The organism is Rothia sp. SD9660Na (assembly GCF_030064065.1).
Taxonomy (GTDB): domain Bacteria; phylum Actinomycetota; class Actinomycetes; order Actinomycetales; family Micrococcaceae; genus Rothia.
Genome location: NZ_CP125946.1, coordinates 2,337,955 through 2,364,726 on the forward strand (window position 1 = coordinate 2,337,955; position 26,772 = coordinate 2,364,726).

Annotated in this window: 26 protein-coding genes and 1 pseudogene; 6 read left to right on the forward strand and 21 right to left on the reverse strand. The window is 60.4% G+C overall.

Annotated features, from left to right (window positions below; all coding sequences use genetic code 11):
- Positions 1-81 precede the first annotated feature (81 nt).
- The 5 genes and pseudogenes from QM007_RS10825 to QM007_RS11190 all read right to left on the reverse strand — a co-directional run.
- Positions 82-873, reverse strand: coding sequence for a LuxR C-terminal-related transcriptional regulator (locus QM007_RS10825; protein ID WP_283489973.1), 792 nt, complete (start codon positions 871-873; stop codon positions 82-84).
- A gap of 35 nt (positions 874-908) precedes the next feature.
- Positions 909-2,339: a sensor histidine kinase gene (locus QM007_RS10830; RefSeq protein WP_283489974.1), complete on the reverse strand. Its 1,431-nt coding sequence runs from the start codon at positions 2,337-2,339 to the stop codon at positions 909-911.
- A 91-nt stretch (positions 2,340-2,430) separates the two neighbouring features.
- On the reverse strand, positions 2,431-2,967 hold the full coding sequence (locus QM007_RS10835; RefSeq protein WP_283489975.1) for a DUF421 domain-containing protein: 537 nt from the start codon (positions 2,965-2,967) through the stop codon (positions 2,431-2,433).
- A 56-nt stretch (positions 2,968-3,023) separates the two neighbouring features.
- Entirely contained in the window at positions 3,024-3,884 is an 861-nt protein-coding gene (locus tag QM007_RS10840) for a uroporphyrinogen-III synthase (RefSeq protein WP_283489977.1), read from the reverse strand.
- A gap of 121 nt (positions 3,885-4,005) precedes the next feature.
- A pseudogene (locus QM007_RS11190) lies at positions 4,006-4,214 on the reverse strand (DNA alkylation repair protein); the annotation flags it as partial.
- A gap of 158 nt (positions 4,215-4,372) precedes the next feature.
- On the opposite strand from QM007_RS11190, the gene QM007_RS10845 reads away from it, so the two are divergent.
- Complete coding sequence (locus QM007_RS10845) at positions 4,373-5,053, forward strand: TetR/AcrR family transcriptional regulator (RefSeq protein WP_283489978.1); 681 nt, start codon at positions 4,373-4,375, stop codon at positions 5,051-5,053.
- 40 nt (positions 5,054-5,093) lie between these two features.
- On the opposite strand, the gene dnaB is transcribed toward QM007_RS10845, so the two are convergent.
- The gene (gene dnaB, locus QM007_RS10850; RefSeq protein ID WP_502949061.1) at positions 5,094-8,315 is read right to left on the reverse strand and encodes a replicative DNA helicase; all 3,222 of its coding nucleotides are present in this window, start codon (positions 8,313-8,315) and stop codon (positions 5,094-5,096) included.
- A 279-nt stretch (positions 8,316-8,594) separates the two neighbouring features.
- On the opposite strand from dnaB, the gene QM007_RS10855 reads away from it, so the two are divergent.
- Complete coding sequence (locus tag QM007_RS10855) at positions 8,595-9,572, forward strand: siderophore-interacting protein (protein WP_283489980.1); 978 nt, start codon at positions 8,595-8,597, stop codon at positions 9,570-9,572.
- A gap of 87 nt (positions 9,573-9,659) precedes the next feature.
- Positions 9,660-10,703 (forward strand): ABC transporter substrate-binding protein, encoded by a 1,044-nt coding sequence (locus QM007_RS10860; RefSeq protein WP_283489981.1) that lies wholly within the window; start codon positions 9,660-9,662, stop codon positions 10,701-10,703.
- Here the strand turns inward: QM007_RS10860 and QM007_RS10865 are convergent.
- The 15 genes from QM007_RS10865 to QM007_RS10935 all read right to left on the reverse strand — a co-directional run bounded on the left by QM007_RS10865 (position 10,700) and on the right by QM007_RS10935 (position 23,097).
- The gene (locus QM007_RS10865) at positions 10,700-11,836 is read right to left on the reverse strand and encodes a glycerate kinase (RefSeq protein WP_283489982.1); all 1,137 of its coding nucleotides are present in this window, start codon (positions 11,834-11,836) and stop codon (positions 10,700-10,702) included. The genes QM007_RS10860 and QM007_RS10865 overlap by 4 nt on opposite strands.
- Before the next feature lie 23 nt (positions 11,837-11,859).
- Positions 11,860-12,174, reverse strand: coding sequence for a DMT family transporter (locus QM007_RS10870; protein ID WP_237187008.1), 315 nt, complete (start codon positions 12,172-12,174; stop codon positions 11,860-11,862).
- Positions 12,175-12,352: 178 nt separating this feature from the next.
- Complete coding sequence (locus tag QM007_RS10875) at positions 12,353-13,633, reverse strand: DUF418 domain-containing protein (RefSeq protein WP_283489983.1); 1,281 nt, start codon at positions 13,631-13,633, stop codon at positions 12,353-12,355.
- A 426-nt stretch (positions 13,634-14,059) separates the two neighbouring features.
- Positions 14,060-14,386 carry a hypothetical protein gene (locus QM007_RS10880; protein ID WP_283489984.1) on the reverse strand — a complete coding sequence of 109 codons (327 nt, stop codon included), beginning with the start codon at positions 14,384-14,386 and terminating at the stop codon, positions 14,060-14,062.
- A 134-nt stretch (positions 14,387-14,520) separates the two neighbouring features.
- Complete coding sequence (rplI, locus tag QM007_RS10885) at positions 14,521-14,970, reverse strand: 50S ribosomal protein L9 (RefSeq protein WP_237199864.1); 450 nt, start codon at positions 14,968-14,970, stop codon at positions 14,521-14,523.
- 22 nt (positions 14,971-14,992) lie between these two features.
- Positions 14,993-15,229, reverse strand: coding sequence for a 30S ribosomal protein S18 (gene rpsR, locus QM007_RS10890; RefSeq protein ID WP_004005948.1), 237 nt, complete (start codon positions 15,227-15,229; stop codon positions 14,993-14,995).
- A 129-nt stretch (positions 15,230-15,358) separates the two neighbouring features.
- Entirely contained in the window at positions 15,359-16,027 is a 669-nt protein-coding gene (locus QM007_RS10895) for a single-stranded DNA-binding protein (RefSeq protein WP_283489985.1), read from the reverse strand.
- Between the two features lie 88 nt (positions 16,028-16,115).
- Positions 16,116-16,421 carry a 30S ribosomal protein S6 gene (gene rpsF, locus QM007_RS10900; RefSeq protein WP_135011322.1) on the reverse strand — a complete coding sequence of 102 codons (306 nt, stop codon included), beginning with the start codon at positions 16,419-16,421 and terminating at the stop codon, positions 16,116-16,118.
- A gap of 176 nt (positions 16,422-16,597) precedes the next feature.
- Positions 16,598-16,951, reverse strand: coding sequence for a TM2 domain-containing protein (locus QM007_RS10905; protein WP_283489986.1), 354 nt, complete (start codon positions 16,949-16,951; stop codon positions 16,598-16,600).
- Between the two features lie 12 nt (positions 16,952-16,963).
- The gene (locus QM007_RS10910) at positions 16,964-18,250 is read right to left on the reverse strand and encodes a hypothetical protein (protein ID WP_283489987.1); all 1,287 of its coding nucleotides are present in this window, start codon (positions 18,248-18,250) and stop codon (positions 16,964-16,966) included.
- 94 nt (positions 18,251-18,344) lie between these two features.
- Entirely contained in the window at positions 18,345-19,241 is an 897-nt protein-coding gene (locus QM007_RS10915) for an ABC-2 transporter permease (RefSeq protein ID WP_283489988.1), read from the reverse strand.
- A gap of 2 nt (positions 19,242-19,243) precedes the next feature.
- Positions 19,244-20,260, reverse strand: coding sequence for an ABC transporter ATP-binding protein (locus QM007_RS10920; protein ID WP_283489989.1), 1,017 nt, complete (start codon positions 20,258-20,260; stop codon positions 19,244-19,246).
- Between the two features lie 137 nt (positions 20,261-20,397).
- Entirely contained in the window at positions 20,398-21,021 is a 624-nt protein-coding gene (locus tag QM007_RS10925) for a hypothetical protein (protein ID WP_283489990.1), read from the reverse strand.
- A 25-nt stretch (positions 21,022-21,046) separates the two neighbouring features.
- Positions 21,047-21,625, reverse strand: coding sequence for a helix-turn-helix domain-containing protein (locus QM007_RS10930; protein ID WP_283489991.1), 579 nt, complete (start codon positions 21,623-21,625; stop codon positions 21,047-21,049).
- 65 nt (positions 21,626-21,690) lie between these two features.
- On the reverse strand, positions 21,691-23,097 hold the full coding sequence (locus QM007_RS10935) for a CCA tRNA nucleotidyltransferase (protein WP_283489992.1): 1,407 nt from the start codon (positions 23,095-23,097) through the stop codon (positions 21,691-21,693).
- Positions 23,098-23,189: 92 nt separating this feature from the next.
- Between QM007_RS10935 and QM007_RS10940 the strand changes: the two genes are divergently transcribed.
- Genes QM007_RS10940 through QM007_RS10950 form a run of 3 tightly spaced genes read left to right on the forward strand, consistent with a single transcriptional unit; the run spans position 23,190 to position 26,712 of the window.
- A complete protein-coding gene (locus QM007_RS10940; RefSeq protein WP_237197713.1) occupies positions 23,190-23,693 on the forward strand; it encodes an NUDIX domain-containing protein in 504 nt (167 codons plus the stop codon).
- Positions 23,694-23,717: 24 nt separating this feature from the next.
- Entirely contained in the window at positions 23,718-25,400 is a 1,683-nt protein-coding gene (murJ, locus tag QM007_RS10945) for a murein biosynthesis integral membrane protein MurJ (protein WP_283489993.1), read from the forward strand.
- 49 nt (positions 25,401-25,449) lie between these two features.
- Positions 25,450-26,712 (forward strand): serine/threonine protein kinase, encoded by a 1,263-nt coding sequence (locus tag QM007_RS10950; RefSeq protein WP_283489994.1) that lies wholly within the window; start codon positions 25,450-25,452, stop codon positions 26,710-26,712.
- Positions 26,713-26,772: the final 60 nt, after the last annotated feature.

Here is a 26,772-nt window from a genome sequence, read left to right on the forward strand (position 1 = left end):
CGCTGACGCTCACAAGCGATTCACGCCAGCCGCCGAGCCAGCAGCTTCGCTGCGAGCCTGCTACACCTTTAGTAAGGGCAACTACACCTCTAGGAAGGCCAAGACCGCGCGGACGCGGCGGTTGCCGGTATCGGCGGGCAGATCGAGCTTGTCGAAGATATTGCCCACGTGCTTGGCGACGGTTGCCGGGGATATGAAAAGTTCAGCTTCAATCTCTGCGTTTGACCGCCCCTGGGCCATGAGCCGCAGGATTTCCAGCTCGCGCGGGGAAAGCCTGGCCAGCTTGCCCTCGGTAGGGTGGGTTGCCTGACCGGGCTGGCGGGCGGATGCTCCCCCGCTGCTTCCTGCCCCGGGGTAGGAAGATGGGGTGGGGGCATCCGCGCCGGAAGTACCCGCCGGGGTGTCGGGCATCTGCCCGGCTATCTGCCCGCTAGAGGTGCCGCCGAGCAGGTGCTGGACGACGTCCGGGTCGATCACGGTGCCGCCTGCCACCACGGTGTCGAGGGCACGGGCGAATTCTTCGATGTCCCCCACCCGGTCTTTGAGCAGGTAGCCCAGCCCGGCCGCGGAGCGGGCGAAAAGCTCGCGGGCGTAGGCGGTGGTGATGTACTGGGAGAGCACCACAATCGGAAGCCCTGGGTAGGTCTCGCGCAGTTGCAGGGCAGCCTTCAGTCCGTCGGACGTGTGGGTAGGGGGCATGCGCACATCGGTGATGACGGCATCGACCCCCTCCCCCGCCATAGCCGCCTCAACGGCGGTGAGCAGGGAGGGGGCGTCCTCAACCTCTGCAAGCACAGAGTGCCCCAGCGCTCCTAGCACCATCGTCAGCCCCTGGCGGAGCAGGGCGGAATCTTCGGCAAGGATAATGCGCATGGGGCACCTTTCGTGACAACGTTTCACGTGAAACGCTACAGGGTTGTTGAGCCCTTGGGTAGAGGTAGGGCCAGGGTTAGACGGGTGGGGCCACCGGCTGGGGAATCTACCTGCACCGTGCCGCCCAGGGCAGCAGCGCGTTCTACCAGGCCGGCAAGTCCGGTACCGTGGGCGGGGTCAGCGCCGCCGATACCGTTGTCTTCTACCGTAACCACCAGGGACTCCCCCGCTACGAAGGCAGAGAGTGAAACAAACTGGGCCTGAGCGTGCTTGAGGGTGTTGGTCAGAGCCTCATTGACGGTGTAGTAGGCGGTGCGCTCAATATCGCGGGGCAGGCGAGCAGGGGCGTCGTAGGCCAGGTGGACCGGCAGGACGCTGTGGCGCACCAGCTCTTCCAGGGCAGCCTTGAGACCGTGGTCTTCCAGCACCGCCGGGTAGATACCGCGGACGGTGTCGCGCAGGGTCTGCTGGGCGTGGGAAAGCTGGGTGCGGGCCTCGGTGACGTGGTTGAGTAGGGCTGCGGCGCGGGCGTCCTGGGTGTCGGCAGCCAGGTTCTTCGCTTCCATCTCGGCTAGACCAAGGCGCAGGTTGAGGTTGACCAGTTCCTGCTGGACGCCGTCGTGCAGGTTGCGCTCGATGCGGCGGCGCTCCCCTTCGAAGGCATCAACGATGGTGGCGCGGGAGGCGGTCAGACGGGCCAGTTCGCGTTCCTGCTCCTCGGGGCGGGATGACAGGATCAGTTTGGAGAGGCCAGCGCCGGTGGCAGCCAGCAGGCCGTTGATGTAGGCAAAGATGATGAGCAGGACGGGGATAGCTGCCAGGAAGATCCACCAGTACTGGGGGGTGACCTCAAAGATCTGACCATTTGACGGGAGGAAGCCCTGGGCCAGGTGATAGTCCAGCTCCCCCTGGGAGTAGAGGGACAGGTGCTGCCAGTCGAGGTAGAGCCTACTGCCCGTGTACAGGTAGGAGGCAACAGCAACCGCGGCACCGATCATCATGATCTGGAGGAAAAGGACGATACCGGCGAGCCAGCCCCAGACGGTGGTCAGGGCTAGGGAGCCGACCTCGCGCCAGGTGGCAATCTCTTTGAGGCGGAAGAGGGAGCCTTCAAAGAAACCAGCCTTGGGGTAGTCCACGTGGCCGTTGGTGACGAAACCGTGGCCGGTCTTGGCCAGGCGCCAGCGCTCATACGCGCCGAAGCCAATCGCAACGAAGGGCAGAACCAGGAGCCCAATCAGCGAGGCGGCCAGACCGGATACCAGGGAGGCGACGATGCCCTGGGCTACTAACACCGCAAAGGCAATCCAGGGGCCGGCAGTAAAGATATAGAGGGGGTTGGCCATACGGCGCCACAGGCTCTTGATGGGCTTAGGTTGGTCAGTGGGGTCAGTATCAAAGGACGCCGGTGCTTGGCTCCCTGCCGCAGGGGCGGCATCATGCAGGGTGTAATCGGTGCTTGTCATGCTTCTATTCTTTCGCGCCCAGCCCCCGAGCGCAGTGGGGCAGTCTCTACTCTTACCTCATCCGCACCCCACCTGCCAGGTAGAGCTAGCTCTACCCTGGTCGTCCTGGCCGCTTCTTTAGTACCTTATCGGCACCCACCACCCCGCGCAGCAGCTGCGGATCGATCTCCACACCCTCACGCACAATCGACAGCTGGCCGGTGGCCTCCAGCACCACGCACTGCACCTGACTCAGCTGCGACACCCCGGCCTTCCGCAGAGCCGCGTACACCTCTGCCGGCGCCAAATGCGAGCGCTTCAAATGGCGCACCACAAACTTACCGTGAGCCATAATCACCCTGGGCTTGTGGTTGATATGCCGAATACCGGTGACCGACTGCACCGCACCAAAGATACTCTCCAGCAGCATGAGCGTGCCCAGACCCACCATACCCGACGCCAGCGTCGGCGGGTGCCCAATAATCACGCGGCCAGCCACCGCGCCAAACATAATGATGATGACCGCATCAAAACCGTTCCAGCCGCTCAGCACCCGCACACCGAAGATACGCACCAGCACCAAAAAGGTCAGGTAGATACCTACAGCAGAGAGCATCACCACCGGAATACGCCAGGGCTCAATCCCCAAATACTCAACTAACGCAGGGCCCCACCCCTGCGGCGGCTCAAAGATACCCACCGGCCCTACCGATCAGAAAGAGCTGCGGTCAGCTCCTTGACGAGAGCCCCCAGGCGGAAACGCTCGGGGGCAAGAGGGGTAATGCCCACCTCTTCCAGCGGCTCAGCCGTCACCGGCCCCACAGCAGCAGCAATAGTTCCCGTTTTAAAAGCCTCAATCACCTGCGGCAACACCCCGCGAGCCGACGCCGCCTTAAACAGGGCAGACACCGCAGGAGCAGCCGTAAACGTCACCGCATCCAGCTCCGACGCAACAAGGGCATTAATCAGCTCATCCACCAGCTCAGGACGCTCAGGAGCCTCCCACCGGTGCGGCACCACAGCCGTCACCTGCGCCCCCGCAGCCACCAGACGCGCCTCCTGCGCCACATCCGGCGACCCGTGCTGCTGCACCACCACATGCTTACCCGCAACACCGCGCTCCAGCGCCAAATCCACCAAAGCCGACGTGCGCTCCTGCGCCGCCATACCGGCGTCCTCAAACCCCAAGCCGCGCACCGCACCCCGGCCCTTAGCGCCACGCACCAAAATCGTAGCCCCCGCAAGAGCCTTCCTCAGCTGCTCCTCAAGGCCGCGCTCGCGGGCGGAATCGAACCAGCCGTTCAGTCCGTAGCCGGTGGTGACCAGCAGGACGTCGGGGTGATGGGCAAGGATGTGGTCGGTGGCCGCGTGCAGCTCGGTGTCATCTGCCACCGACACGATGCGGACGGTGGGCGCCACCAGCACGCGCGCGCCCTGCCGCTCAAAGGCCGCAACCTGCTCTTGAATACGGCGAGAGGCAGTCACGGCAATGGTCTTACCGGCCAGTAGGCCGGTAGCGGGTTCGGGGGCGGCGGACGGGCGGTGTGAAGAAGGTGAGGAAGTCATAACACCAGGGTACCGCCGGTGGTGCGGGCTAGCCCAGGCGTTTAGAGCCCTTACGCACGCTTAGAGCGGCCATGCGGAGGTCGTCGTTGGGGTTGCGCCAGAGGATTTCACCGACCATGGTGTCGAGGCGGTCAACGGTGTCCCACCAGCTTTTCTCTTCAATGAGCTCGCGTAGCCAGTTAATGTCTTCAGGTTCGAGGTAGCGGCGCAGGGCGTGTAGATAGTCGAGCGCTGCGGGGTTTTAATTCCTAGGAAGGGGAATTGATTACGCATGTAGGCGGCCATGGGGGGCAGCATTGACGGAATTGGACGCCACGACCGGGGTTTCATGCAGGGTAGAGAAGTTCATGGGGCTCTTTCAGGTGGTGAGTTATAGGGGTTTGCGAACGGGTCTTTTAGTCCACCCTACATAATTCAACAGGTGGGGATATTATTCTACATCTGATGAATTTCATCTACGAATGGGGAATTTTGGGTAGACTGGGCGTATGGCAGCCCAGAACTCTACACCTTCCAGCTCACCCCGCGGACGACGCAGCGGCGGCACCCGCTCCCGCGACGACATTTTGCAGGCAGCTACTGCCCTCTTTGCTAAACACGGGTTCGAGGGTACTTCAGTACGGGCTATCGCTGCGCAGGCCCAGGTTGACCCCGCCCTCATTCGACATTTCTTTGGGTCAAAAGAAACGCTCTTTACAACCCTGCTCAACGAGGCAACGGAGCTTTCAACCCGTCAGACCGCACCACCCAGCGGCGGCGACCGGGCCACCGACCTTGCCGCGGCCTACCTGCACCTGTGGGAATCACCCGAAACAGGGCCGCTGCTGATAGGCCTAGTTCGTTCGGCTCTTGCGTCGGCCACGGGGGCACCCGCTATCAAGGAGGCTCTGACGCGGCACCTTACCCAAAGCTGTGCCGACCCGCTGAAGCCTAGCCTGGATGAGGCGTCCGCGGAGCTCCTCAGCACCCACCTACTAGGGGTAGCGGTAGGGCGTTACCTTCTGGGGCTCCCCCACCTTGCCGCGCTCAGCACCGACGAATTGGCTGAACGCACCGCACCGGCAGTCCGGAGCTATCTTGAGGGGAATTCTCACTCCCGTAAGACCCGGCCCTCGCCGAAAAAGAAGAGCCCCCAGGAGCAGCTGTCGCTGTTTGATGGCCTCTTCTAACGAGAGGGCCGACTCCTGGGGGCTTATTTTTAGGCTGGGGTTAGAAGGTTTCGGTGCCGGTGTAGGAATCATGCACCATGTTGGCAAAGCGCGAGTAGTGGCCCTGGAAGGCGACCGCGATAGTCTTGGTGGGGCCGTTACGGTGCTTAGCGACGATGACGTCCGCCTCGCCTGCGCGAGTTGATTCTTTTTCGTAGTAGTCCTCGCGGTGCAAGAGAATGACCATGTCAGCGTCCTGCTCAATCGAGTTATGAACGGTAATGCCGTTGGCGATGAAGTTGTGGTTCCCTAGCACAGTGGCGTCGAAGACCTCTTCTTCCCCCTCGTACTCGATAGAGGTGACGGTGTCCCAGAAAAGGTCATTGACCGCAAGCATGTCGAGCTCAGCGGCATCAAGGACGCTGGCTACTTGAGTCAGCACAGGAGCACTCGTGCGTACGCCAGCAGATGTAAGAGCATCAGCTACTCGAGTAGGCTCGCTCAAAACATCACCTACCTGCCCCCAGACCTGCTCATTCCTACCCAGCGGAACACCGGCGTCCGGAATCTCGATTTCTTGAATCTCAAAGCTAAACCGGACTAAATCATCCGACTCAGCCACACACAGAGAACCATCTTCAACGACCGTTGAAATACCAAAACGTAGAAGCAGAAGGCTTACCTGCTCAGCAACCGGTCGAGGCAGATTTACCGTAACCGATGAATCTACAGTCTGTACGTCTAAGAACACTGAGCGCAGAAAAAGGCGAATCTGCTCTTTCGGTAAGGAAAATACCTCAGAGGGAACCCCCAGCACAGGTGCTGTGGAAGCAGTTTCGATGACCTGCTCGTCACTCCAATGCGTCCGGGCGGACGGCCCGTTAACGTGGCGGGGTACGCCCAAACGATCGCCCACTGCAAGCTCACCCAGCCCCTTCCAACCTGTGTACGTAAAGAAGGGATGATTAGCGGTAGCGCGCAGGGTCTTACCCGAAGCTAGCGTTAGACGATAAACAGGTTTCACTCCCGTAGAAAAGACGTGGATCAGGTGCCGCTCCACAAAACGCATGTCGTCCCCCAGGGACCACACCGGGACGTCCTGAGCGCCCTGCTCAAAAAGCTCGCCCATCGTTGTTTCAGCTCCCGTATCAGAGCGAAGCACACGAGTATCGGCAGTCAGACAGCCCGACTCGCGAAGGTCCGACACCTGCGGCTTCTTATCGGTACGCTGCTCAGAGCCACGGTTCAGCTGCGAGAGGGCAATCAGAGGCACCTCAAGCTCCTTAGCCATCAGCTTGAGAGCACGCGAGAACTCCGAAACTTCCTGCTGGCGCGACTCAACCTTCTTACCCGAGCTCATCAGCTGCAGGTAGTCCAGAACAATCAGCTTGAGGTTATTCTTCTGCTTCAGGCGGCGGGCCTTAGCGCGAATCTCCATCAGGGTCATGTTGGGTGAATCGTCGATAAAGAGCGGAGCGGAGTCCATCTTGCCCATGGCGGTAGCAATCTTGGCCCACTGGTCATCGTCCAGCTTGCCCTTACGCAAATCAGACAGATTAATGCCAGCCTCAGCCGACAGAATCTTCATAGCAATTTCGTTGCGGCCCATTTCCAGGGAGAAGAACACCGTGGTCATACCGTGCTTAATGGCAGCAGACCTGGCGATGTCTAGGGCAAACGTCGAATTATGGGTGGGCACAAAAGCACGAGAAGCCAAGAAAAGATGCTGCTCATTATCTACCTCAATACAGCGCACCGGCACAGAATCAACAGGCTCCACAGCAACAATGTAGCGAGAGCTTCGCTTAGCGGTCGGACGAGAATCGCGGTCACGGTGCATTTGCTTCTTGCGAGACAGAGCAAAAACAGAATCAGAGGAAGAGAAGGTCAGCTTGTAGGCCGTCGACGTAGCCTCGCTACTGCCCTTGACCTTTTTCGTTGCCATACCCATGCGGTACCCCAAAGAAAGCGCCAGCTCCTGGGTATCAAGTGCCAACTGGCGGTTCGTCACCGTGAACTGAATACACCCGGCGTTTGTAACAGTGCCGTCGCTATCGAGCAGCCCTGCCAGCAAAGCTCGGCGCTGCGCTTCAGAGGCCCGTAGGTACTGCATAGGAATGTGCTTATTATTCAGAACGCCCAAAGTACGCAGGCTCTCAGCACTCGGAGCCAAGATTGTTGAGTCATCACCCAACCAAATTCCCAGAGTGTAGGGGGTGACTAGTAGGTCCGCTTCGGGCAGTTGGAGCGGGCGGGTGTTAGCAATGGAGTGGTTGGCTCGACGGTCAGCCGTCGCGCAACAAACCGTCTCACGAATCTCAGCGGTGGTGCGCACCTGCGCGCCCACAGACGTCCGCACACGCCCCCCGCCTGAACCCGCCAGAGCTGACGAACGGGCCCGACGGGACGCGCGGGTTTCGGTGAGCCACTGATGCTCGGCGTCCGCAATGATTTCGGTTCCGTCATCAAAAATGACCTTGAAGCAGGGACGCCCAGTCATCACGTCAGTAGCGTTCGTGACGGTCGTGGGATGCCCATCTGCGCCCAGAACGGTATCGCCCACGCGGATATCGCCCATGGTGGTCCAGCCTGTGGGGGTGGGGATGGGGGTATCAAGGGCGAGCGCTTTACCCATTGCCGGACGCGCCGCGATCACAATCATCTGCCCGGCCTGCAGGCCGGCGGTGAGCTCGTCGAACTCGATGAAGCCGGTGGGCACGCCGTGGACGCCGCCGTCGCGCGACCCATTAGCCTCAATCTCTTCAACCGTACTGTTCATGGCCTCAGAGAGGGGAACGTAGTCTTCCTTAGTGTTGTTGGCAGAAACCCCGTAAATCTCGGCCTGGGCGGCGTTGACCAGGGCTTCAGCCTCGCCGTCGCCGGAGTACCCCAGCTGCACAATCTTGGTACCAGCCTCCACCAGGCGACGGAGCATAGCGCGCTCGGCCACAATTTCGGCGTAGAACCCGGCGTTAGCAGCGGTGGGGACGCCCGCAATCAGGGAGTGCAGGTAGGCCGCCCCACCCACGCGGTTCAGTTCGCCACGCTTGGTTAGCTCATCAGCCACCGTAATGGCGTCCGCCGGTTCACCGTGCCCGTAGAGGTGGATGATGGCCTCGTAAATCATCTCATGGGCGGGCTTGTAGAAGTCAGCGCCGCCGCCGATGACCTCAACGACGTCGGCGATGGCGTCCTTGGAGAGCATCATGCCACCCAGTACCGACTGCTCGGCGGTGTCGTCGTGCGGCGGTGTACGGACGAACTCAGACTGGCTCTCAGACAAGGCGGCCCCTCGGTAGTGAAGAATATGGTGAGGTTCTATCATCTCACCTGCGAGCGCCCGGAGACCACCGCTTCGCTGTGAGACTAGACGTTGGTGAGGCAAAAGTAGCCGGGGGCAGGGGAAAGAGTCATAGCTACCTCCTTTGGTGTTCACCGCGACGATGACGTGATGGGCTTAACTGTATCTCGGTAGCATGGGTTCTAGCTAGAGTACTTAAGTACTAGAGATTGAGCTGGCCAGCACCACAAGGGGCTGGTCGTAGTCAGAGAAAGGACGCCGGTGGGCAGCACAAAGAGCAAGGGCAAGGACGCCAAGGAGCAGCTCAAGGAGCTCAAGGCTGAGGTGAAGTACCTGAAGAAGGGGCAGAAGCAGCTGCTCAAGCGGGTGGAGAAGCTGGAAAAGGCGCTCGCCGCCGGGCAGGGTTCGGCACCTGCTACCGCCCCTGTGCAGAACCCAGCCCGCCCCCAAGCTGCCGGGGGCAGCCGGGGCGGGGCGGGGGCGTCCTACCCGCAGCCGATGAAGTCGGGCAAGTACCGGGGCGGCTACTCCCACTACCGGGTGACCGAGGTGGGGCAACTGACGCCCACCGTCATGCGGGTAGTTGCCGAACCTGCTGACGGCAAGCGGGTTGAGGCCCAGGGGCTGGTGGGTGAATACATCTACCTGGTGACCGGCAAGAAGGGGGAGGTGCTGCCCGCGCCGACCTTTGAGAAGGGCAAGGCGCGATGGAGCCAGTCGACCACCACCGCCAAGTACACGGTCAGGAACTTTGACGAGCGCACCGGGGCCCTGGAAATCAACATCATGCTGCACGAGCACGGGGCCGGAACCACCTGGGCCCGCACCGTTGCTGTGGGCGATAGCGCGCATTTTCTGGGTGCGAAGTCGGGGTACTCCATCAGCAAGGACTACGACTTTTACCTGCTGGCCGGTGACGAGAGTGGCCTACCCGGTATGGCCCGCTGGATCGAGAGCCTGCCCGCGAGCGCCCGGGGTGTGGCCGTGATTGAGGTGCCCGGGGAGGCGTCGCAGCAGGTGATTGCTGCTCCTGAGAATTTTGAGGTGGTCTGGGTGGATTCTGCCCGGCGCGGGGCGCTGGCTGAGGCCGTGATGGCTTACCCTCTGCCGGAGGGGTCGGTGTGCACCTGGTTGGCGGGCGAGTCCGGGTCGATTCACCCCGTGCGTATCTGGGCGCGGCGGGAGCTGGGTGTGCCCAAGGGGCACGGCTATGCCAAGGGGTATTGGAAGAAGAAGTAGTTTGGGTACAGGGTGTCATCAAACAAAACAAATTTTTAGGGTAACTTAAACAAAGATTTAGGCACACCTAAAAAGAGAGTTTTACCCATGACACTCACCCGCGCAACCTTCCTCAAGCTCACCACAGCAACCGCCCTCACCGGCATCCTTTCTGCATGCTCAACAGGATCAAACACCCCCTCTTCAACATCAAAGGCCAGCGGGGGTAGCTATACCGTTGAGCATGCCTTTGGCAGCACCACCTTTGATGCTGTTCCTGAAAAAATTGCTGTTGTTCAGCCCTGGAAAAACCCCGACGTTCTTCTTGCCCTCGGCGTAGTTCCTGCGGGCACCCCCTACGTGAGCTGGGGTGAGAACGCCAACCGCTCCACCGACTGGTTCGACGCTAAGCTCACCGAACTGGGCGGCGAAGAGCCCACCCGCTATGACGAGACTGACGGCCCCAACTACGAAGCTCTTGCCGCCCTAGAACCTGACGCCATTTTCTCCCCCTACGGTGACATGACCCAGGAGGTCTACGATAAGCTCTCGGGTATCGCTCCTGTAATTCCTGCCCCCGTGGGAGTAGGGGCCTACGAGACCAGCTGGCAGCAGTGCCTTGAGATGGCAGGGAAGATGCTCCAGCGGGAGGACGACGCCACCTCCCTGATCGCAGAAGTTGAGGGAAAGCTCGCAGAAGCAGTTGCAGAGTACCCTGTTCTGAAGGGTGCAAGTTTCATCGCCGGCTACTTCGATACCGCCGCCAATACCTTTGGCGCCTACACCTCAGAGGACTCCCGACCCCAGTTCTTCGCCTCTCTTGGCATGGTCAATGCCCCCTACATTAGCGATCATGAGGGTGAGGTCGAGGGTGTCTATATGACTATCTCTTCTGAAGTTCTTGACCAGGTTGAGTGCGACGTAATCTGGGCGTGGGCCAACTCCGCTGAAGAAGCAGAAGCCGTCCGCACTAACGAGCTGTTTGCCCAGCTGCCCGCCCTTAAGAATGACGCGACAGTATTTGAGAGCGACAAGCAGAAGGGCCTAGCCCTCTCTGCTGCCTCACCGCTCTCAGTGCTGTGGGCTCTCAACAAGACCACCTTGCTTGCAGACCTGGCAGGGGCTGTAGAGAACACGCGCGCAGCTTCCTAGCGCAGGTGCGTGCTGGCGATGGTGGCCGCTAGTTCGTGGAGATAAGGATGCGGGTTGGCCAGGGATTCTTCCAGAGTGGCGGCGGTGTCGCCCACCACCGAGTAGACGGCGGTGAACCCGGCCTCGCGGGCTTGGCCGTTGGAGAGTTCGCTGATTCCACAGACGGCGATAACCGGCAGGCTGCGGGCGGAGGCTTCTGCCGCGACCCCTGCCGGGCCCTTGCCCTGGAGGGTTTGCTCGTCGAATTTTCCTTCGCCGGTGATCACCAGATCAGCGTCTTCCAGGGCCCGGTGAAAGCCGGTGAGCTCAAAACAGACCTCAACGCCGGGGCGCATGGTGGCCCCAAGGATGGACAGGCAGGCAAAGCCCAGACCACCAGCAGCACCCGCCCCGGGCGCGGTGGCGAATGTTCCACGTGAAACATTGAGGGATTCTTCTACCGCGTCAGCTAGTTTTTGCAGGTTCTGATCCAGCTGGGGAACCTGCTCTTCGGTAGCCCCTTTCTGGGGCCCGTAGACCGCAGCAGCGCCGGAGGGGCCGCACAGCGGGTTGGTCACATCGCTGGCCATGATAATTTCTACCCCGGCCAGACGCTCATCGAGCCCGGTCGAATCAACTGAAGCCAGCTGCCCCAGCGCCCCGCCACCGGGGGCAAGCTCGCGCCCTGCAGCGTCCTGAAGTCTCACACCGAGCGCCTGCATGAGGCCCGCTCCCCCGTCGGTGCTGGCCGACCCACCCAGGCCGACCACGAGCGTCCGCGCGCCCGCGCCCACCGCGTGCAGAATCAGCTCACCGGCGCCGAAAGAGGTGGACCGCCAGGTATCCAGCTGGTCTTCGCGCAGGCGGGCAATGCCGCCCGCTTCGGCAATTTCGAGGACGGCCGTGCGTTCAGCCTGCGAGTAGGCGTAGCGGGCGGTCACCGGCTGGCCGGCAAAGGGGCCCGTGACGGTGCAGGTGACCTCGCTGTAACCGGCAGCCAGGGCGGCGTCTACGGTGCCGTCACCGCCGTCCGCTATGGGGCAGGCGATGACCTCACACCCGCCAGCCTCATCTAACCCGGCAGCAAGCACCTCAGTGAGCTGGGCACCGGTGAGCGTGCCCTTGAACTTATCGACAGCGAGTAAAACCTTCATGGGTCTATTATGCGCCTGTCTCTCTAGGAGGTGACTTTCAGCCCCACAATACCTGCCACAATCATGAGCAGGAAGAGCACCTTAAGTAGGGAAACGGGCTCGGTGCCGGTCGCCATGGCGTAGAGGACGGTGACGGTTGCGCCGACGCCCACCCACACGGCATAAGCGGTACCGGTGGGCAGCTCCCGCATGGCATAGGCCAGGCCCACCATGCTGAGAACCAGACCCCCTATAAAGACCAGGGTGGGGGTCAAGCGGGTCAGGCCCTCAGATTTACCCAGGGCCGTTGCCCAGACAGCTTCGAAAAGGCCAGAAATAATCAGAATAAGCCAGTGCATAAGCACCCATTCTAGGGGCCGGGCACCCCGGGGGTTAAAGCAACGAGGCTGAGTCCCCCGACCCGGCCCCATGCAAGAAACACACACTACTGCTTTCTTGAGATTCTCCAAAGCCACCCTGCGGGCGGCTGCTCTTTCGAACCTTGTACCTCTAGTATGGCGGAGCCTTCTTAAGCTCTTATATACCGTCCCTGTGTACAGCCTGCGAATCATGAGGTCCTGTATGAGTAGGCAGGACGCCCACCGGTGGCGCCCACACTTGCGGAAGCCCACTCTTGCCATAGGACATCCGCCGGTGCAGGGCCTCTAGCGGGCCGGGCTTGCCCATAGCTTCAAGGGCCACCGCTACGAGAACAGTCACCAGCCACCCGCCTGTGCCAACCAGCAGGAGCAGGGCGGAACCGGCGTCCGCAAAGAGCCCCAGGGCAAAGCCACCGAAGACCACTAAGAAAATCACCGACTGCAGCACATAACCGGTCATAGACCGCTTACCCAGGGCAATCAAGGGCCGAAGCGGGGCAGGGACGGGGGCACCGGCGTCCACACGCTCCTGAACCCCGGCAAGTGCCAGCGCTAGCAGGGCAATAAAGCCCGGGCCACCCAGAACACCCAGGGTCATCGTGAGCACCCCGAACACACCGGTAGGCAACACGCCCAGGGCCTCAAGCCCGGCGGGGATGCCGGTGCCCAGGGCAGCCACTACGCCCACCCCGGCCAGCCAGACCAGTACCCGGCGGTGACGCGCGGGCTCAGCCAGCACGCCCTCTCGCGCCAGCACAAACCCCAGCAGCATCAGGGGAAGCAGCATGAAAGCCTGTAGAGGTATGCTGAGGAGGCTACCCAGCAGCACAATCAGGCCGTTGAGCAGTACTGACCAGTAGCTCGTCATAGGCAGCAAGCCGCCGCTGCTCCCTCCGCTCAGTAGCTCCTGGAGCTGGCCAGCGCCGAGCACCACCTCAAGTAGGAGCATCCCGACCAGAGCTACCAGGTTGGTCACGGCAAAAAGCGTACCGGCCACCCAGAGCAGAACCTTAGTACGCACCGCGATTAAGCAGGCCATGAACAGGCCAATCAGGCCGTAGGCCAGCATGATGTCGCCCCAGAAGAGAAAGACCATGTGCAGGGCGCCAAAGATTGCCAGCATGCCGTAGCGGCGGGCAATCACTCCGCGAGCCTTAGGTAGCGGGTAGCCACGCCGGTAGAGACTGGCGGCAATCAGCCCCACCCCAAAGCCCAGCAGGGTCGAAAACATGGGGAAGCCGCGGGCATGTACAAAGGAGGTGGTGAACATGATAGTCAGCTTGTCCCAGAAGCTCCCGTCGACGACCCGCCCGGTCATCGAGGCCGGGCCGCCGGCAAAGAGCACCCAGGCTGTAGCTACGTTGGCTACCGCAATGCCCCAGAGCATCAGCCCGCGGGCAACGTCGGGCACCAGCATGCGCGAGCGGGCAGACGACACCGGGTCTTGCGAGACGGAAGACTGCGAGGGCTGAGCCTGCGGTGGTTGTAGATGAGAGGGCTGGGTGGGGTGCTCCATTGCGACCTTTCGTGTGTGGGTACCTACTCCTACCCTAGAGAAAAAGAATAGGTGGCGCATCCGCCGGACGGGTGAAAAGAGGCCCTCAGCGGTGAAAACAACTTAAACACCGATGGCGAGACCCCCATACTGGTCTCGCCATCGGTGAGTGAAAGCCGGGTTCAGCATTACCCGGTTTTCGAAGCACACACACATTCGCTTCTTGTAGCTTTTCGAGCTGTTATATCCATATAACCGCACTAGGCTTAAACCGGGTTTTGAGTTGCCTGGGAGCAAGCTGGGTATTTTTACGGACGCCCGTGAGTGCTTCCCGGGCGCGGGCAGGCACCGGCTACCCCGGGGGAGCTTCTAGGAGAAGTAGCCGATCAGGAAGAACCAGAGCACCGGGTTAGCCAGCACAGACACCACCAGAATCACGATGAACCAGGCCGTGTGCCGGGCAAAGCGCAACAGCCCCACCAGGGCCAGCACAAAGGCCAGGGTAGCTGCTACGACAGAAACAGCCATAAACCCCAAGAAGGTCGCCAGAACCGTTGAGGGTGACCCCACGTTCACCACAAAAGCCAACACCAACGTCAGCACCGCCAGGCCCTCAGTCACCGCAGATGCAATCAGTATCTGGGTGCTCTGTGGGCGGCGGGTACGGGTAGAAGAAGGTGTTGAGTATAAAGCCATACCCTCTAGCATGCCAGACTCCGCTGTGAAACCGCACCCGCTACCCTGCCCCACGCAAGAACGCCCCGCTCCCCAAGAGGGGGAACGGGGCGTTCTGATGCTACTAAAAGCCTAGCGAATAATCCCCAAGGGAATTACTCAGCTACAACGTCCAGCTCAACGTTAGCTACAACGTCTTCGTGCAGACGCACAGAAACGGTGTAAACGCCGGTGCGCTTGATAGCGGAACCGAGGTTGATCGCACGCTTGTCGACGGAGCCTGCACCTGAAGCCTCGATGGCGTCAGCAACGTGCTCAGCCTTGACGGTGCCGAAGAGTCGGCCGTCAGCGCCAGCCTTGTGAGCAACAACAACGGGCTTTGAAGCCAGAGCAGCTGCGGTTGCCTTTGCCTCTTCGAGGTTAGCCTTGGCGCGAGCAGCGCGTGCTGCGCGGATGGACTCAACCTGCTTTTCGCCGCCTACAGTCCAGGTGACTGCGAAGCCGCGGGGCAGCAGGTAGTTACGTGCGTAGCCGTCCTTGACGGTTACAACGTCGCCAGCGGCGCCGAGGCCGGTGACTTCCTGAGTAAGAATAATCTTAGCCATGTTCTTCTACTCTCCTATCGATTTAGCGGCCAGCGCCTGAGTAGGGCAGCAGTGCAACTTCGCGGGCGTTCTTGATTGCCTGAGCGATCTTGCGCTGTTCCTGAACGGTCACGCCGGTGACGCGACGTGCACGGATCTTGCCGCGGTCGGAGATGAACTTGCGCAGAAGTGCGACGTCCTTGTAGTCGATGACGGTGACGTCAGCAGCCTTCAGGGGGTTCTGCTTGGGTTTGGGCTTGCGGATTTCAGCCTTAGCCATCGTGGTGCTCCTTTTTCTGGTGGGAGCCCGCGGGATAAGCCGCGGGATGGATGAATATTTTGTCTTGGTTCAAAGAAGGACGCCCGGCGTCCCTTTCCTTCTGCCGTGCAGGCGGTGCCTGCGCGGGGTTTAGAAGGGGGGTTCGTCGTCTGCGCCGGAGCCCCAGTCGTAGTTGCCACCGGACTGCTGGCCCCAGGGGTCAGCAGCAGGTGCCTGCTGGGCCGGTGCGGCCTGGGGGGCTGCTGCCGGTGCGGCAGGGGCAGCATTGAAGTTGCCCTGCTGTGCGCCGCCGGTGTTACCACTGTAGCCGCCCTGGTTTCCGTAGCCTGCGCTGCCACCGTAACCACCCTGGTTACCGGCGTTGAAGCCGCCACCTTGCTGGTTACCGTAACCGCCGCCGAAGCCCTGGTCGCCACCGAAGTTGCCACCTGAGCGCTGGTTGCGGGATACGTTAGCGGAGGCGAAGCGGAGTGAGGGACCGATTTCTTCGATCTCTAGCTCCATGCTGGTGCGGCGTTCGCCTTCTTTGGTTTCATACGAGCGAGACTTCAGACGGCCCTGCGCGATAACGCGCATGCCCTTCTTGAGGGTCTCGGCGACGTTCTCAGCAGCTTCACGCCAGACGCTGGCGCGGAGGAAGAGGGTTTCGCCTTCTTTCCATTCACCCGATGCGCGGTCGAAGTTGCGGGGAGTCGAAGCGATCGTGAAGTTAGCCACCGCTGCCCCGTTGGGGGTGAAGCGAAGCTCAGGATCGCCGGTCAGGTTACCGATGACGGTAATGACGGTATCGCCAGCCATGTGATGCCTCCAGTCGTAATAAGAGTAAGTATTTGAAGTTTTGCACGGGGGTCTGACATTTTAGTGAACAGGACCCCGTATCAAACATTTACTTGGAGGAGATCTGCTGATCTTCCGGGCGGATGATCTTGGTGCGCATGACGGATTCGTTCAGGTTCAGAACGCGGTCCAGTTCAGCAGCAGTCTCGGGGGTTGAGGTGAAGTTAACGACGGCGTAGATGCCTTCGGACTTCTTCTGGATTTCGTAAGCGAGCTTACGGCGGCCCCAGATGTCCATGTTGTCAACGGTGCCGTTGTCCTTGGTGACAACTTCGAGGAACTTGGTGAGGGTGGGCTCTACAGCCTTGTCCTCTACCTCGGGGTTGAGGATAACCATCAGTTCGTATGCACGCATGATTAAACCCCTCCTTTGGGCTAAGCGGCTATGGTATTTCCATAGCAGGAGATTACGTACGGTCTGGCAGGTCTCAGGTGTTGGCCGAGCGCCAGCACAGACTTGACCAACTTTACCGCAGGACGCCCAGTTTGGGCAGGGGTGGCGCGGTTAAAGCGGTGTTGTTCACAGCACCATTAGTAGATGCGGCGGTTAGCCAAAGCGTTGAGGTAGCCCACGCGTACGGGGATAGTGAAGAGGTCCCAGATCATGACGATGACCAGGGGGATGTAGAAGATCCAGCCAATAAAGGGCACCGCTGCGGTGGTACCACCCGCGATGAGGTTACCTACGATGTAGAAGATGCCCATGATGGGCTGGCGCAGGTAGAACTTGTGGGCCCCGAGCCACCAGAGGAAGAAGAAGAGCAAGTAGGCCACCAGGGTGGATTTGGCCTGCACGATATAAACCGGCTGCCCCTGAGCAAAGGAGCGGGCGCGGCCGGGGTTGTTGATATAGGTGGGCTGGTAGTGCTGGGGCTGTTCGGGCATGCTCTCCTGCCTTTAGGGGGTGTTCTCGAGTGAGGCCACAAATTTTTGGAGGGTAGATTTGGCGGCGTCTTCACTGGTGATGGCCTGACGCAGTTGGGCTTCACTTTCTTCGCTGCCGCCAAGGCCCACGCTGATGTCAGCTTGGGTTCCATCTGAGACTACCTCAGCGTTGATGTAGAAGGGGATGATTTCTCGTTGGGCTTTACCGTCGGCGAGGTAGGTGACTTCAAAGGTGGCCTGGCGGTAGCGTGAGGCCCGCCAGACCGTGGGGTCGGTTCGGTCCGGCACCAGGTAGAAGGCGGGGCGGTCGGTGAGTTCCCAGGAGACGTTGCTGATGGTGGTAGTCGAGTCTTCGCCGTGCAGGAGAGAGGTGGGGCACCCGGCAACATCCAGGCGTCGGGCACTCTCACAGCGTTCTAGCCAGGAGGTGATGAGGTTATTGGTTTCATTCCACATGCGGGGGGACGGGCGCACATCGAGGGTGAGCTCTTGGGTAGCGGGCCCCTGACCGGGCAGGGGTGCAGTGATGACGTGGTCGGCGTGGTTGAGGGTGTAGTAGGAGCTGCTGGGAAGGGTGAAATCGTAGGTGCCAGGCAGGGTGGGGATAACCCACTGGTAACCTGCCCCTGTTTCTGTACGACGCGTAACGGGAAGGTCTAGGGACTGGCCGTTGACCTGCACCCCGGCGAGCGCCACCGGCGCAGTGAGGGTGAGGTAAGACTGGGCTGGGGTGGCAAGTTCCCAGCTGTCGTTGAAGGGCCCGGTGCGGGGTATCTGGGTCAGTGGCAGGGTGAGCTGGTGGTCTTGCCCCGCGACAGTGGCGAGGACGCTGGCTGTGACCTGCCCGGTGGTGTCCTTTCTGGTGCCGGTGATGGTGTAGTTTTCTACGCGCCCCTGGGCGGCGCGGTAGATGGAGTTGGTGAGGTAGGTGTAGGTGAAGTCGCTGTAGGCGCCGCGGTCGATGCCGGCGATGTAGTCGCCACGTTCGAGGGCACTCATATAGCGGTCCATACTGTCTTCGGGGGTGTGGGTGAGAGAAAGGTAGTTGCCCACAGCGGCGACCAGTATGGCGAGAAGGGTGATAAAGAGGGTGGTGAGGGTCAGGCGGACGTGGACAGCGCGGGCCTCCTTGCGGGTAAGGATGCCGGCGGCTCGCCCGGAGAACTCCCCAACCTGGCCAGGGATTCGACTGACTCGCTGGATGGAGGTGGTGAAGGTTGTGCGGACAACCTCGGGACGGGCGTGAGAGACGGCACGGGCCAGCCACTGCTCGCCGTCCTTTTTCTTACGCTCAACCATGGCTCTATTATAAAGCCAAACAAATAAGGGTGGTGATTTCTTCTCTGCTAGAGAGAAGAAATCACCACCCTATCTTTCTGAGGGGCTAGACAGTTTATCCGCGGGTATCGGTGAGGGTAAACCGCAGGTAGCCCAGCAGGGCGGGTACAGCGGCCCAGAGAGCAAACCAAGCGCCGCCTTCTAGGTAGCTGATGTCGGCTTCCTCGCTCAGATCGTAGGTGAGAATCACGCGCCCCAGCGCCGAGGGCAGGTAGTTGTAGGCATCTGCAACCCACTCGAACTGTCCCATGAAGATAGCGGCGATGATGGGTAGCACGAAGAGCAGGAAGACCACCATGACGATGCCGCCGGCGTTGTTACGGAAGAGGGCACCGAAGCCGTAGCCCATCCAGGTCATGAACATGAAGTAGAGACCCACTGCTACCCAGTTGAGTAGCAGGCCATCGGTGAACTCTAGGGAGTCTCGGATGCTCGCATCAAGTACGGGGTAGCCTGCAGCATAGGCCAGGGCAGCTAGCACAAAGCCCAGCACGAAGCCGTAAATACTCAGTACCAAGAGCTTGGCGGTATAGAGGGAAGAACGGCGGGGAACAACGGTCAGACTAGTATGTATAGACCTAGTGGCATATTCAGCACCAATAAATACAGCAGCAACAGCTGCGATTAGCATATTGGCTAAATCAACACCCGAGGCACCCAAGGCATATGCCATATTGGTCATAGATTCAATGCCGGCGTTGGTCTGCGCCATACCCTCAGAAGCCTGAGCCATCATCTCAGCATTCTCAGCCATAGAGTTCAGCATGAGAGAGTAGAGCGGGGCCATGCCCACCATCACCACAGCCAGAATCAGGGTCATAACCCAGTTAGTGGTAAGGGTGCGGAACTTCAGCACCTCGGAGCGCAGCACACCCCAGAAGGTCAGCTTGCGGTCGGCAAAGCGGGAACGATTGACCTGCGCGGACGCAGGAGAAACAGATGCGGTAGTCATGGTTAGTTCTCCTGTGCTGAGGTTGAGGACCAGGGAGCTGACGGGGTAGCGGCACCAGCCTGGGGCTGGGAGCTGGCAGGAGCGTCCGTACCGAGATTCTGCTGAGGGGCATCGAAGCTAGCTGAGCTGTATTCCACATCGTCACGGGTCATGTTCATGTAGACCTGCTCCAGGGTGGATTTTTGCGGGGTGAGCTCGTGGAGCAGGACGTCGGTGCGGGCAGCCAACTGGGCCAGGTCGCGAGCCTGAACCTGCTCAACCATCAGACCGTCAGTATCGACAGGAGTGAAGGCGTGGCCAGCCCCGCGCAGAGTGGCGGCAAAAGCCTCGCGGGCGTCGGTTCGCACAAGAACCTTATTTTCATCGCCGATTTTCAGGAAGTCTTCCATGGAGCAGTTGGCCAGCAGGCGGCCACGGCCAATCACAATAAGGTCGTCGGCGGTCTGGGACATCTCACTCATCAGGTGGGAGGAAATCAGCACGGCCCGGCCCTCTGAGGCCAGGTGACGGGCCAGGTTGCGCACCCAGATAACACCCTCGGGGTCAAGACCGTTGACAGGCTCATCGAGGATGACGTTCTGGGGATCCCCCAGCAGGGCAGCGGCGATACCCATGCGCTGGCCCATGCCCAGGGAGAAGCCCTTGACCTTCTTCTTCGATACAGCGGCTAGACCGGTCATCTCAATGACCTCATCAACGCGGGTTTTCGGGATGCCATGGGTCAAAGCCAGCGAGCGCAGGTGGGCCGCACCGTTACGCCCGGGGTGCATGGCTTTGGCGTCGAGCAGGGCGCCGACGGAGGTCAGCGGGCTCTTGAGGGAGCGGTAGGTTTGGCCGTCGACCAGAGCGCTACCCTTGGAGGGGTTTTCTAGTCCCACCAGCATGCGCATGGTGGTGGATTTCCCGGCGCCGTTGGGGCCGAGGAAGCCGGTGACCCGGCCGTTGGGCACGGTGAAGCTGATGTCGTTGACGGCCGTTTTAGGGCCGTAGGTTTTGGTGAGGTTTCTGACCTCGAGCATGGGTCTCCCCTTGTTGTGCGTGACGGTATCGCTTTTAACACTAGGGGTTTAGGCCGAAGAAAACATCAGTCTGCGGGGTGAGTTCTTCATACTTCCTCAGCGTTAAAACCAGTCTCGCCATCTACCACTATTTTCTTTTAGCCTACTTGGAGCAGATGTATGGGCAAGATGCATAGGCCTGCCCAAAGCGCCGAGGCGAAAGTCCCTACAATGAACTTTTCAGCGAGACTGCTCTTTGCTCGAATCTCAGGGTATCGAGCCAGCCCCTTGACTGCTACCACCGCTGCTAAAAGTGCTGGCTGTGCAAAGACGAGCAGCACGGCGATGGTTAGACGCTCAAAGATTCCGATCCAGTGCCCACCGGATAACAGAGCACTTTCATGTGTTTTTGGTGAACTCAGCGTTCCTTCAACCTGAAGTTGTTCACCTTCCGGTGTCGTTATCGACCCATGCAGTTGTTTCGAATCATCAGAGCCAGTGGGGAATTCAGGTTCACGGTGTGCGATACGGTTTAGCAAAGTTGCTAGAGGAAGACTTCCGCCACAAGCTGCGGCCCAAATAGCGCACACGGTCAGCACACCAATTTCCTGATAAGAATTTATATACCCATAGAGACTTACCACGAGTACGGTGACCATGAGTGCTGTTTGAAGAATAAGAAGAAAGCCCGCTCCTGGCATTCTTTTGAGAGAAGGTCGCAAGCTAGGTAAAACACCCGCTAGACCCACAACCGCTAAGGCACAGGCTAAAAAGACGCTCATACAGCTCCCTCATCGTTGAGTTTCACTACCGCAAGATTTCTACCAGTTCGTCTATCAGAGCTCGTGTTTCAGACCAGTAGCCCTCACTAAGCCGCTGGCTCACGGCAGACTGACTTATCCCAAGTTTTTCAGCTATCTGTTTCTGAGACAACCCCTGACGAGCCATTTCTCCTGCCTGCTGGCGGGTTTCTTGCCGGTCTATCTCAAGACGGGCGAGCAGGCTCAGGGCTCTATCAACCAGCTGAGCTACCGCTACAGCCCCAACGAAGCAGCAACGTCCTTTTGTTTTTTTAGCCCGTTCAACCGCCCTGCGGGCGTTTTCAAAGGCGGGCCCTGCCCCTGCGCGGGTTTCTTCAGGTAGCGGCACGGCTACAGCACCTTCCCCAATACCCACGTACCAGTAACCGGTGCGTACCAGGGCAAGAGCTGTTACAAGCGCAGCAGCTGGGTCATCGAACACCGCTTGGGCTTCATCGCCTGCGGTGCGCTGGAAAGGACGGACTAGAAGGCCAGCTTCCTCTAGGCCATCGATAAGAGCAAAGAGGTCAGGGATCCGGTCCTTATCACCGGATGACCCTACCTGGTCAACAGTCAGAACAAACATAAGATAAGTATATAGCCTTATATATTGAAATATAAGGCTATACACTTATACTCAATTTTCTGGCTTTACTTCTTACTCCACTCCAGCAGGCGGGCGGTGGCTTCTTCCTTGCCCAGGGCGCCTTCGTCCAGGCGCAGGTTGAGCAGGAACTTGTAGGCCTGTCCCACCTGGGGGCCGGGCTTGATGCCCAGAATCGCCATGATTTCTTCGCCGTCCAGGTCGGGGCGGATAGCCTCCAGCTCCTCCTGCTCGGCGAGTTCTGCGATACGGCGCTCTAGGTCGTCGTAGGCGGACGCAATACGGTTGGCCTTGCGCTTGTTGCGGGTGGTGACGTCCGCCCGGGTTAGCCGGTGCAGGCGCTCCAGCAGGTCCCCGGCGTCGCGCACGTAGCGGCGCACCGCAGAGTCCGACCAGCCGGCGTCCCCGTAGCCGTAAAAGCGCATGTGGAGCTCTACCAGGCGGGCAACGGCCTTGATGGTGTCGTTATCGAAGCGCAGCTCGCGCATGCGCTTCTTGGTGAGCTTGGCTCCCACCACGTCGTGGTGCAGGAAGCTCACAGCCCCGTTGCTCTCGAACTTGCGGGTGGCGGGCTTGCCAATATCGTGCATGAGGGCGGCAAAGCGCAGGATGAAGTCGGGGCCGGGAACGGCACCGTCCGCATCGGTTTCGAGGGCAGCAGCCTGCTCCATGACGGTCAGGGAGTGCTGGTAGACGTCCTTGTGGCGGTGGTGCTCATCGACCTCCAGCTTGAGCGCCGGGATTTCGGGCAGAACAAAGGACGCCAGCCCAGACTCCACGAGCAGATCAACGCCGCGGCGGGGGGCAGCACCGCAGATGAGCTTGACCAGCTCATCACGCACGCGCTCAGCCGAAATAATCTGAATACGGTCGGCCATATCGACCGTGGCATCAAAGACCTCGGGGGCCAGATCAATGTCCAGGCGAGAGGCAAAACGGGCGGCCCGCATCATACGCAGCGGGTCGTCAGAGAAGGACGCCTGTGGGGTGCCGGGGGTGCGGATAATACCCTTCCGCAGGTCCTCCTGCCCCCCAAAGGGGTCAACCAGTTCGAGGGAGGGCAGGCGCAGGGCCATGGAGTTGATGGTGAAGTCGCGGCGGAAGAGGTCTTCCTTCAAATCTGTACCGAAAGCGACCACCGGCTTACGGGAATCAGGGTCATACTTTTCAGCACGGTAGGTGGTGATTTCAACCATCTCATTCCCCTTGCGGATGCCGATGGTGCCGTACTCCTTACCAATCTCCCAGGTAGCATCGGCCCAGCCGTCCACCACAGCCAGGGTTTCATCGGGGGTGGCGTTGGTAGTGAAGTCCAAATCTACCGAGGTTTCCCCCAAAAACAGGTCACGGACGGGCCCACCCACCAGGGCTAATTCAAAGCCCGCACGGGCAAAGAGCTCGCCCGCTTCACGTGCTACCGGGTGGATGAGGGAGGTATCAAAAACATACGCCATAACCCTTCAATCGTGCCAGCAAACCGCACAAGTTACCACTTACACCCTCAACTTTTAAAACATCACCCCTCTCTATCGGTTAAGGTAGAGACATGACTTTTCCTATTCCCCGGGCACCGAAGAGGCGGGCTTTCACGCCCGTCGCTGCCATGCCCACGGTTGAGGAGGTCTCTGCAGGCGGCGTCATCGTCAACTTTGACGACCGCAACCTGCCCGTTGCTATCATCGCCCGCATCAACCGCGGTGGGCGTCTGGAATGGTGCCTCCCCAAGGGCCACCCCGAAGGGGACGAGTCCAAGGCGGCAGCGGCTGCCCGTGAAATTGAAGAAGAAACCGGTATTTCTGGTGATGTGATTACTTCGCTGGGGTCCATTGACTACTGGTTCAATGTGTCCGGGCACCGCGTGCACAAGACGGTTCACCATTTCTTGTTCTCTGCAACCGGTGGCGAGCTAACCACCGAAAACGACCCCGACCATGAGGCGGTTGATGTCGCCTGGGTCAACATCGATGATTTGGGGCGTAAACTCTCCTTCCCCAATGAGCGGCGCATCGCTGAGATTGCCCGTGAGTACATCATTCACCAGCTCTCCTAGCTGACTGAGTAGATAAGGATTCCCGTGGCACGTTCCGGTGCTTTATCCAGCGCAATTATGGCCGCTGGTACGCTCGTTTCGAGGGTTCTCGGCTTCGTTAAAACCTTCCTGATTACTGTTGCTCTCGGTGCTACAACCACCGTGGGCGATATTTTTGAAACCGCTAACACCCTGCCCAACCTGATTTATGTGCTGGTGGCTGGCGGTATTTTTAATGCCGTGCTGGTGCCGCAGATTATCAAGGCAGCTAAGCACGATGACGGCGGCTCCGACTACGTCTCACGCCTGGTGACGCTGGCGGTCAGCGGTATCGCCGCGGTGACCGCTGTGGTTCTGCTCTTCTCGTGGCCCATTATTGCGGTCATGGGCAGCAAATGGACGCCCGAGCAACAGCATTTCGGCTGGATTTTCGCCCTCTGGTGCCTGCCCCAGATTTTCTTCTACGGCCTCTACACGGTGCTGGGCCAGGTGCTGAACGCCCGCGGTGCCTTCGGCTGGTACATGTGGGCCCCCGTCCTCAACAACGTGGTAGCTATCGCCGCCCTAGTCGTTTTCATCATGGCCTTTGGCCCCCAGGACGTCACCACCAACCCGCCCTTCCACAACCTGGAGAGCTGGACGTCCGCCCAGACCCTGGTGCTGGCCGGTTCAGCGACCCTGGGTGTGGCCCTGCAGGCCCTGATTCTCTTTATCCCTCTGCGTAAGGTGGGTCTGAAGCTCAAGCCCCTCTTTGGCTGGCGTGGCATCGGCCTGGGTACCGCAGCTAACCTGGCGGGATGGACGCTGGCCACCGGCGTCGTCTCTAACCTGGCCTTCCTCTACCTGGCCAAGGTCGCAGCCGGTGTGGTCGGCGCCCGCGAAGACTTCCTTGCCATGGGCGTGCAGATTCCCGGTGTGCAGGCCCTGAATTACTCCTCCATGCTCTACTCCCTGCCCCACGGCGTCATTGGCCTCTCCATCGCCACGGTGCTCTTCAACCGCATGTCTGCCGCCTCCCAAGACGACGACCATACCTCGGTAGCAACCGCGCTCTCGTCCGGCCTACGCACTGCCTCTATCGCCACCATCTTCTGCGCAGTAGCCCTCATTGTCTTTGCAGGCCCCATCGGCATGATCTTCGGCGGCGGCTCCCAGCAAGCGGGCGCGGTCATCGGCCAAACCATCGCCGTCATCGCCCTGGGGGGGCCCTTCCTCACCATCGCCTTTATGATGGGCCGCGTCTTCTACTCCCAAGAAGACGCCAAAACCCCCTTCTACATCCAGCTCTTCTCAGCTGTCGTCATCGTGACGATGGGCTTCATCGCCTCCCGCCTTGCCCCCCAGCACATCATCTACGGCCTAGCCCTCACCTACGCCCTGCAGAACGTGCTGGCGGTCTACCTGAGCCACCGCGTCCTTGCCCGCCGTCTCGGCGACTACGGGGTGCGCGAACTCGTCTCAACCCACGCCCGCGTCTCCTTCGCTTCTATCGGCGCAGGTCTAGCCGGTGCCGCCGCCCTCTACCTGCTAGGTGGCTACACCTTTGACGGCTTCGCCTGGGCCTCACGAGGGAGCGCCTTCATCACCGTCCTTACAGGCGGCGTCGTCATGGCGATTGCCTACTACGCCATGCTCATGCTCTTCCGCGTGCGCGAACTCGACACCCTCATGAACCCGATTATGGCGAAAATCGGTATGCGCCGCCCCGCTGCCCGCCACAGAGGGTAAACTCAGTAACCTAACCAATCACTCACCCATTCGCAACGGGAGGCCCCACTTGACACAGCAGATTCCCCTCAACACCCTGCTGGGAGATCGCTACAAAGTCACCGCGCACCTGCTCGACACAGCTAGCGGCGACGCCGTGCTCGACGGCCTTGATACGGTACTCGGCCGCAAGGTCTCCATTGTTGTGGCTGCCCCCGACCACAGCCGTCTTCTGGTCACCAACGCCCGCAATTCCAGCGCACTTTCCCGTTCTACGGTGCAGGTACTCGATTTAGGCAACCACAGCGAGCGCACCTACCTGATTACCTCCCATTCCCGCCCCGACACCCTACTCGATGTACTGCTGACCGAGGGCGGCAGCAACTCTGCTGAAGAGTTCGGGGAGGAAATCTTTGGTGATACCGGTTCCATGACCGCCCCCAATACCTACGTGGTGGCTAAGGAAAAAACCGCTGAGCAGGGTCAGGACGCCGGTGCGGCAGCAGGTGCCGCAGCGGCAGCGGGTGCAACCTCCATCTCTGCCACCCGCAACCTCCCCACCGTAGAGGAAGAACCCGCCGACGAGTTCGAAGAATACGATGCCGAAGAAGAGGGCTACTACGAGGGTGACGAGCCCACCGAACGCAACGGTGGCATGTGGGTCGTTGGTATTGCGGCCGTCCTGCTGCTCGTTATCGGCGCCGGAGCCGTCTTTGCCAGCCTCGGCGGCATGGTGGATTCTGACGCCTCAAAGCAGGTACTCGACGCCAACGGCACCGCCGTAGCCACCGCGTCAGCCAGTGCCTCGGCAAGCGCCTCAGCGAGCGCGTCCGCCTCAGCAACCCCCAGCGAAACTGCCCTTCCCACCCCCAAGATTGAGGGCACCTTTACCCGCACGGTGCCGTCCGCACCCACCCTGATGGCAGAAAGTGACTCCCTGCTGGGTAACCTGACCGACGGTAACGCCTCTACCACCTGGCTCTCCCTGGCCTTCGGTTCTGCTAACTTCGGCGGCCTCACCGATTCCTTCTACCTCTCAGCCAAGCTCGACGAGGCAACCACCGTCAACAGCATCACTATCAACCAGGTCTCGGGTGTAGGCGGCGCTTTCACCGTCTACGCCAACGACTCAGCCTCCATCGAGGGAGCCACCGAAATCGGCTCCGGTAGCTTTGCGGCCACCGGTGAAACCACAGTCCAGCTCGACAAGGACGCCCAGGACGGCGCAACCGAATACATCATCGTTCAGTTCACCAGCGCCCCGCAGCTGAGCCAGCCCATTGTCCCGGGCTACGTCTATGGCCTGCGACTGGCAGAAATTTCCGTCAAGTAAAACACTAGCTACACCGCCGGCGGGTGGGTTGGGAATAAACCCCACCCACCCGCCGTTCCT

Bases quoted from the DNA above. Each gene is read 5' to 3' on its own strand.
- QM007_RS10825 (WP_283489973.1), bottom strand. From the start codon at position 873: ATGCGCATTATCCTTGCCGAAGATTCCGCCCTGCTCCGCCAGGGGCTG.
- QM007_RS10830 (WP_283489974.1), bottom strand. From the start codon at position 2,339: ATGACAAGCACCGATTACACCCTGCATGATGCCGCCCCTGCGGCAGGG.
- QM007_RS10840 (WP_283489977.1), bottom strand. From the start codon at position 3,884: ATGACTTCCTCACCTTCTTCACACCGCCCGTCCGCCGCCCCCGAACCC.
- QM007_RS10845 (WP_283489978.1), top strand. From the start codon at position 4,373: ATGGCAGCCCAGAACTCTACACCTTCCAGCTCACCCCGCGGACGACGC.
- QM007_RS10860 (WP_283489981.1), top strand. From the start codon at position 9,660: ATGACACTCACCCGCGCAACCTTCCTCAAGCTCACCACAGCAACCGCC.
- QM007_RS10865 (WP_283489982.1), bottom strand. From the start codon at position 11,836: ATGAAGGTTTTACTCGCTGTCGATAAGTTCAAGGGCACGCTCACCGGT.
- QM007_RS10870 (WP_237187008.1), bottom strand. From the start codon at position 12,174: ATGCACTGGCTTATTCTGATTATTTCTGGCCTTTTCGAAGCTGTCTGG.
- QM007_RS10880 (WP_283489984.1), bottom strand. From the start codon at position 14,386: ATGGCTTTATACTCAACACCTTCTTCTACCCGTACCCGCCGCCCACAG.
- rplI (WP_237199864.1), bottom strand. From the start codon at position 14,970: ATGGCTAAGATTATTCTTACTCAGGAAGTCACCGGCCTCGGCGCCGCT.
- rpsR (WP_004005948.1), bottom strand. From the start codon at position 15,229: ATGGCTAAGGCTGAAATCCGCAAGCCCAAACCCAAGCAGAACCCCCTG.
- QM007_RS10895 (WP_283489985.1), bottom strand. From the start codon at position 16,027: ATGGCTGGCGATACCGTCATTACCGTCATCGGTAACCTGACCGGCGAT.
- rpsF (WP_135011322.1), bottom strand. From the start codon at position 16,421: ATGCGTGCATACGAACTGATGGTTATCCTCAACCCCGAGGTAGAGGAC.
- QM007_RS10905 (WP_283489986.1), bottom strand. From the start codon at position 16,951: ATGCCCGAACAGCCCCAGCACTACCAGCCCACCTATATCAACAACCCC.
- QM007_RS10910 (WP_283489987.1), bottom strand. From the start codon at position 18,250: ATGGTTGAGCGTAAGAAAAAGGACGGCGAGCAGTGGCTGGCCCGTGCC.
- QM007_RS10915 (WP_283489988.1), bottom strand. From the start codon at position 19,241: ATGACTACCGCATCTGTTTCTCCTGCGTCCGCGCAGGTCAATCGTTCC.
- QM007_RS10920 (WP_283489989.1), bottom strand. From the start codon at position 20,260: ATGCTCGAGGTCAGAAACCTCACCAAAACCTACGGCCCTAAAACGGCC.
- QM007_RS10925 (WP_283489990.1), bottom strand. From the start codon at position 21,021: ATGAGCGTCTTTTTAGCCTGTGCCTTAGCGGTTGTGGGTCTAGCGGGT.
- QM007_RS10930 (WP_283489991.1), bottom strand. From the start codon at position 21,625: ATGTTTGTTCTGACTGTTGACCAGGTAGGGTCATCCGGTGATAAGGAC.
- QM007_RS10935 (WP_283489992.1), bottom strand. From the start codon at position 23,097: ATGGCGTATGTTTTTGATACCTCCCTCATCCACCCGGTAGCACGTGAA.
- QM007_RS10940 (WP_237197713.1), top strand. From the start codon at position 23,190: ATGACTTTTCCTATTCCCCGGGCACCGAAGAGGCGGGCTTTCACGCCC.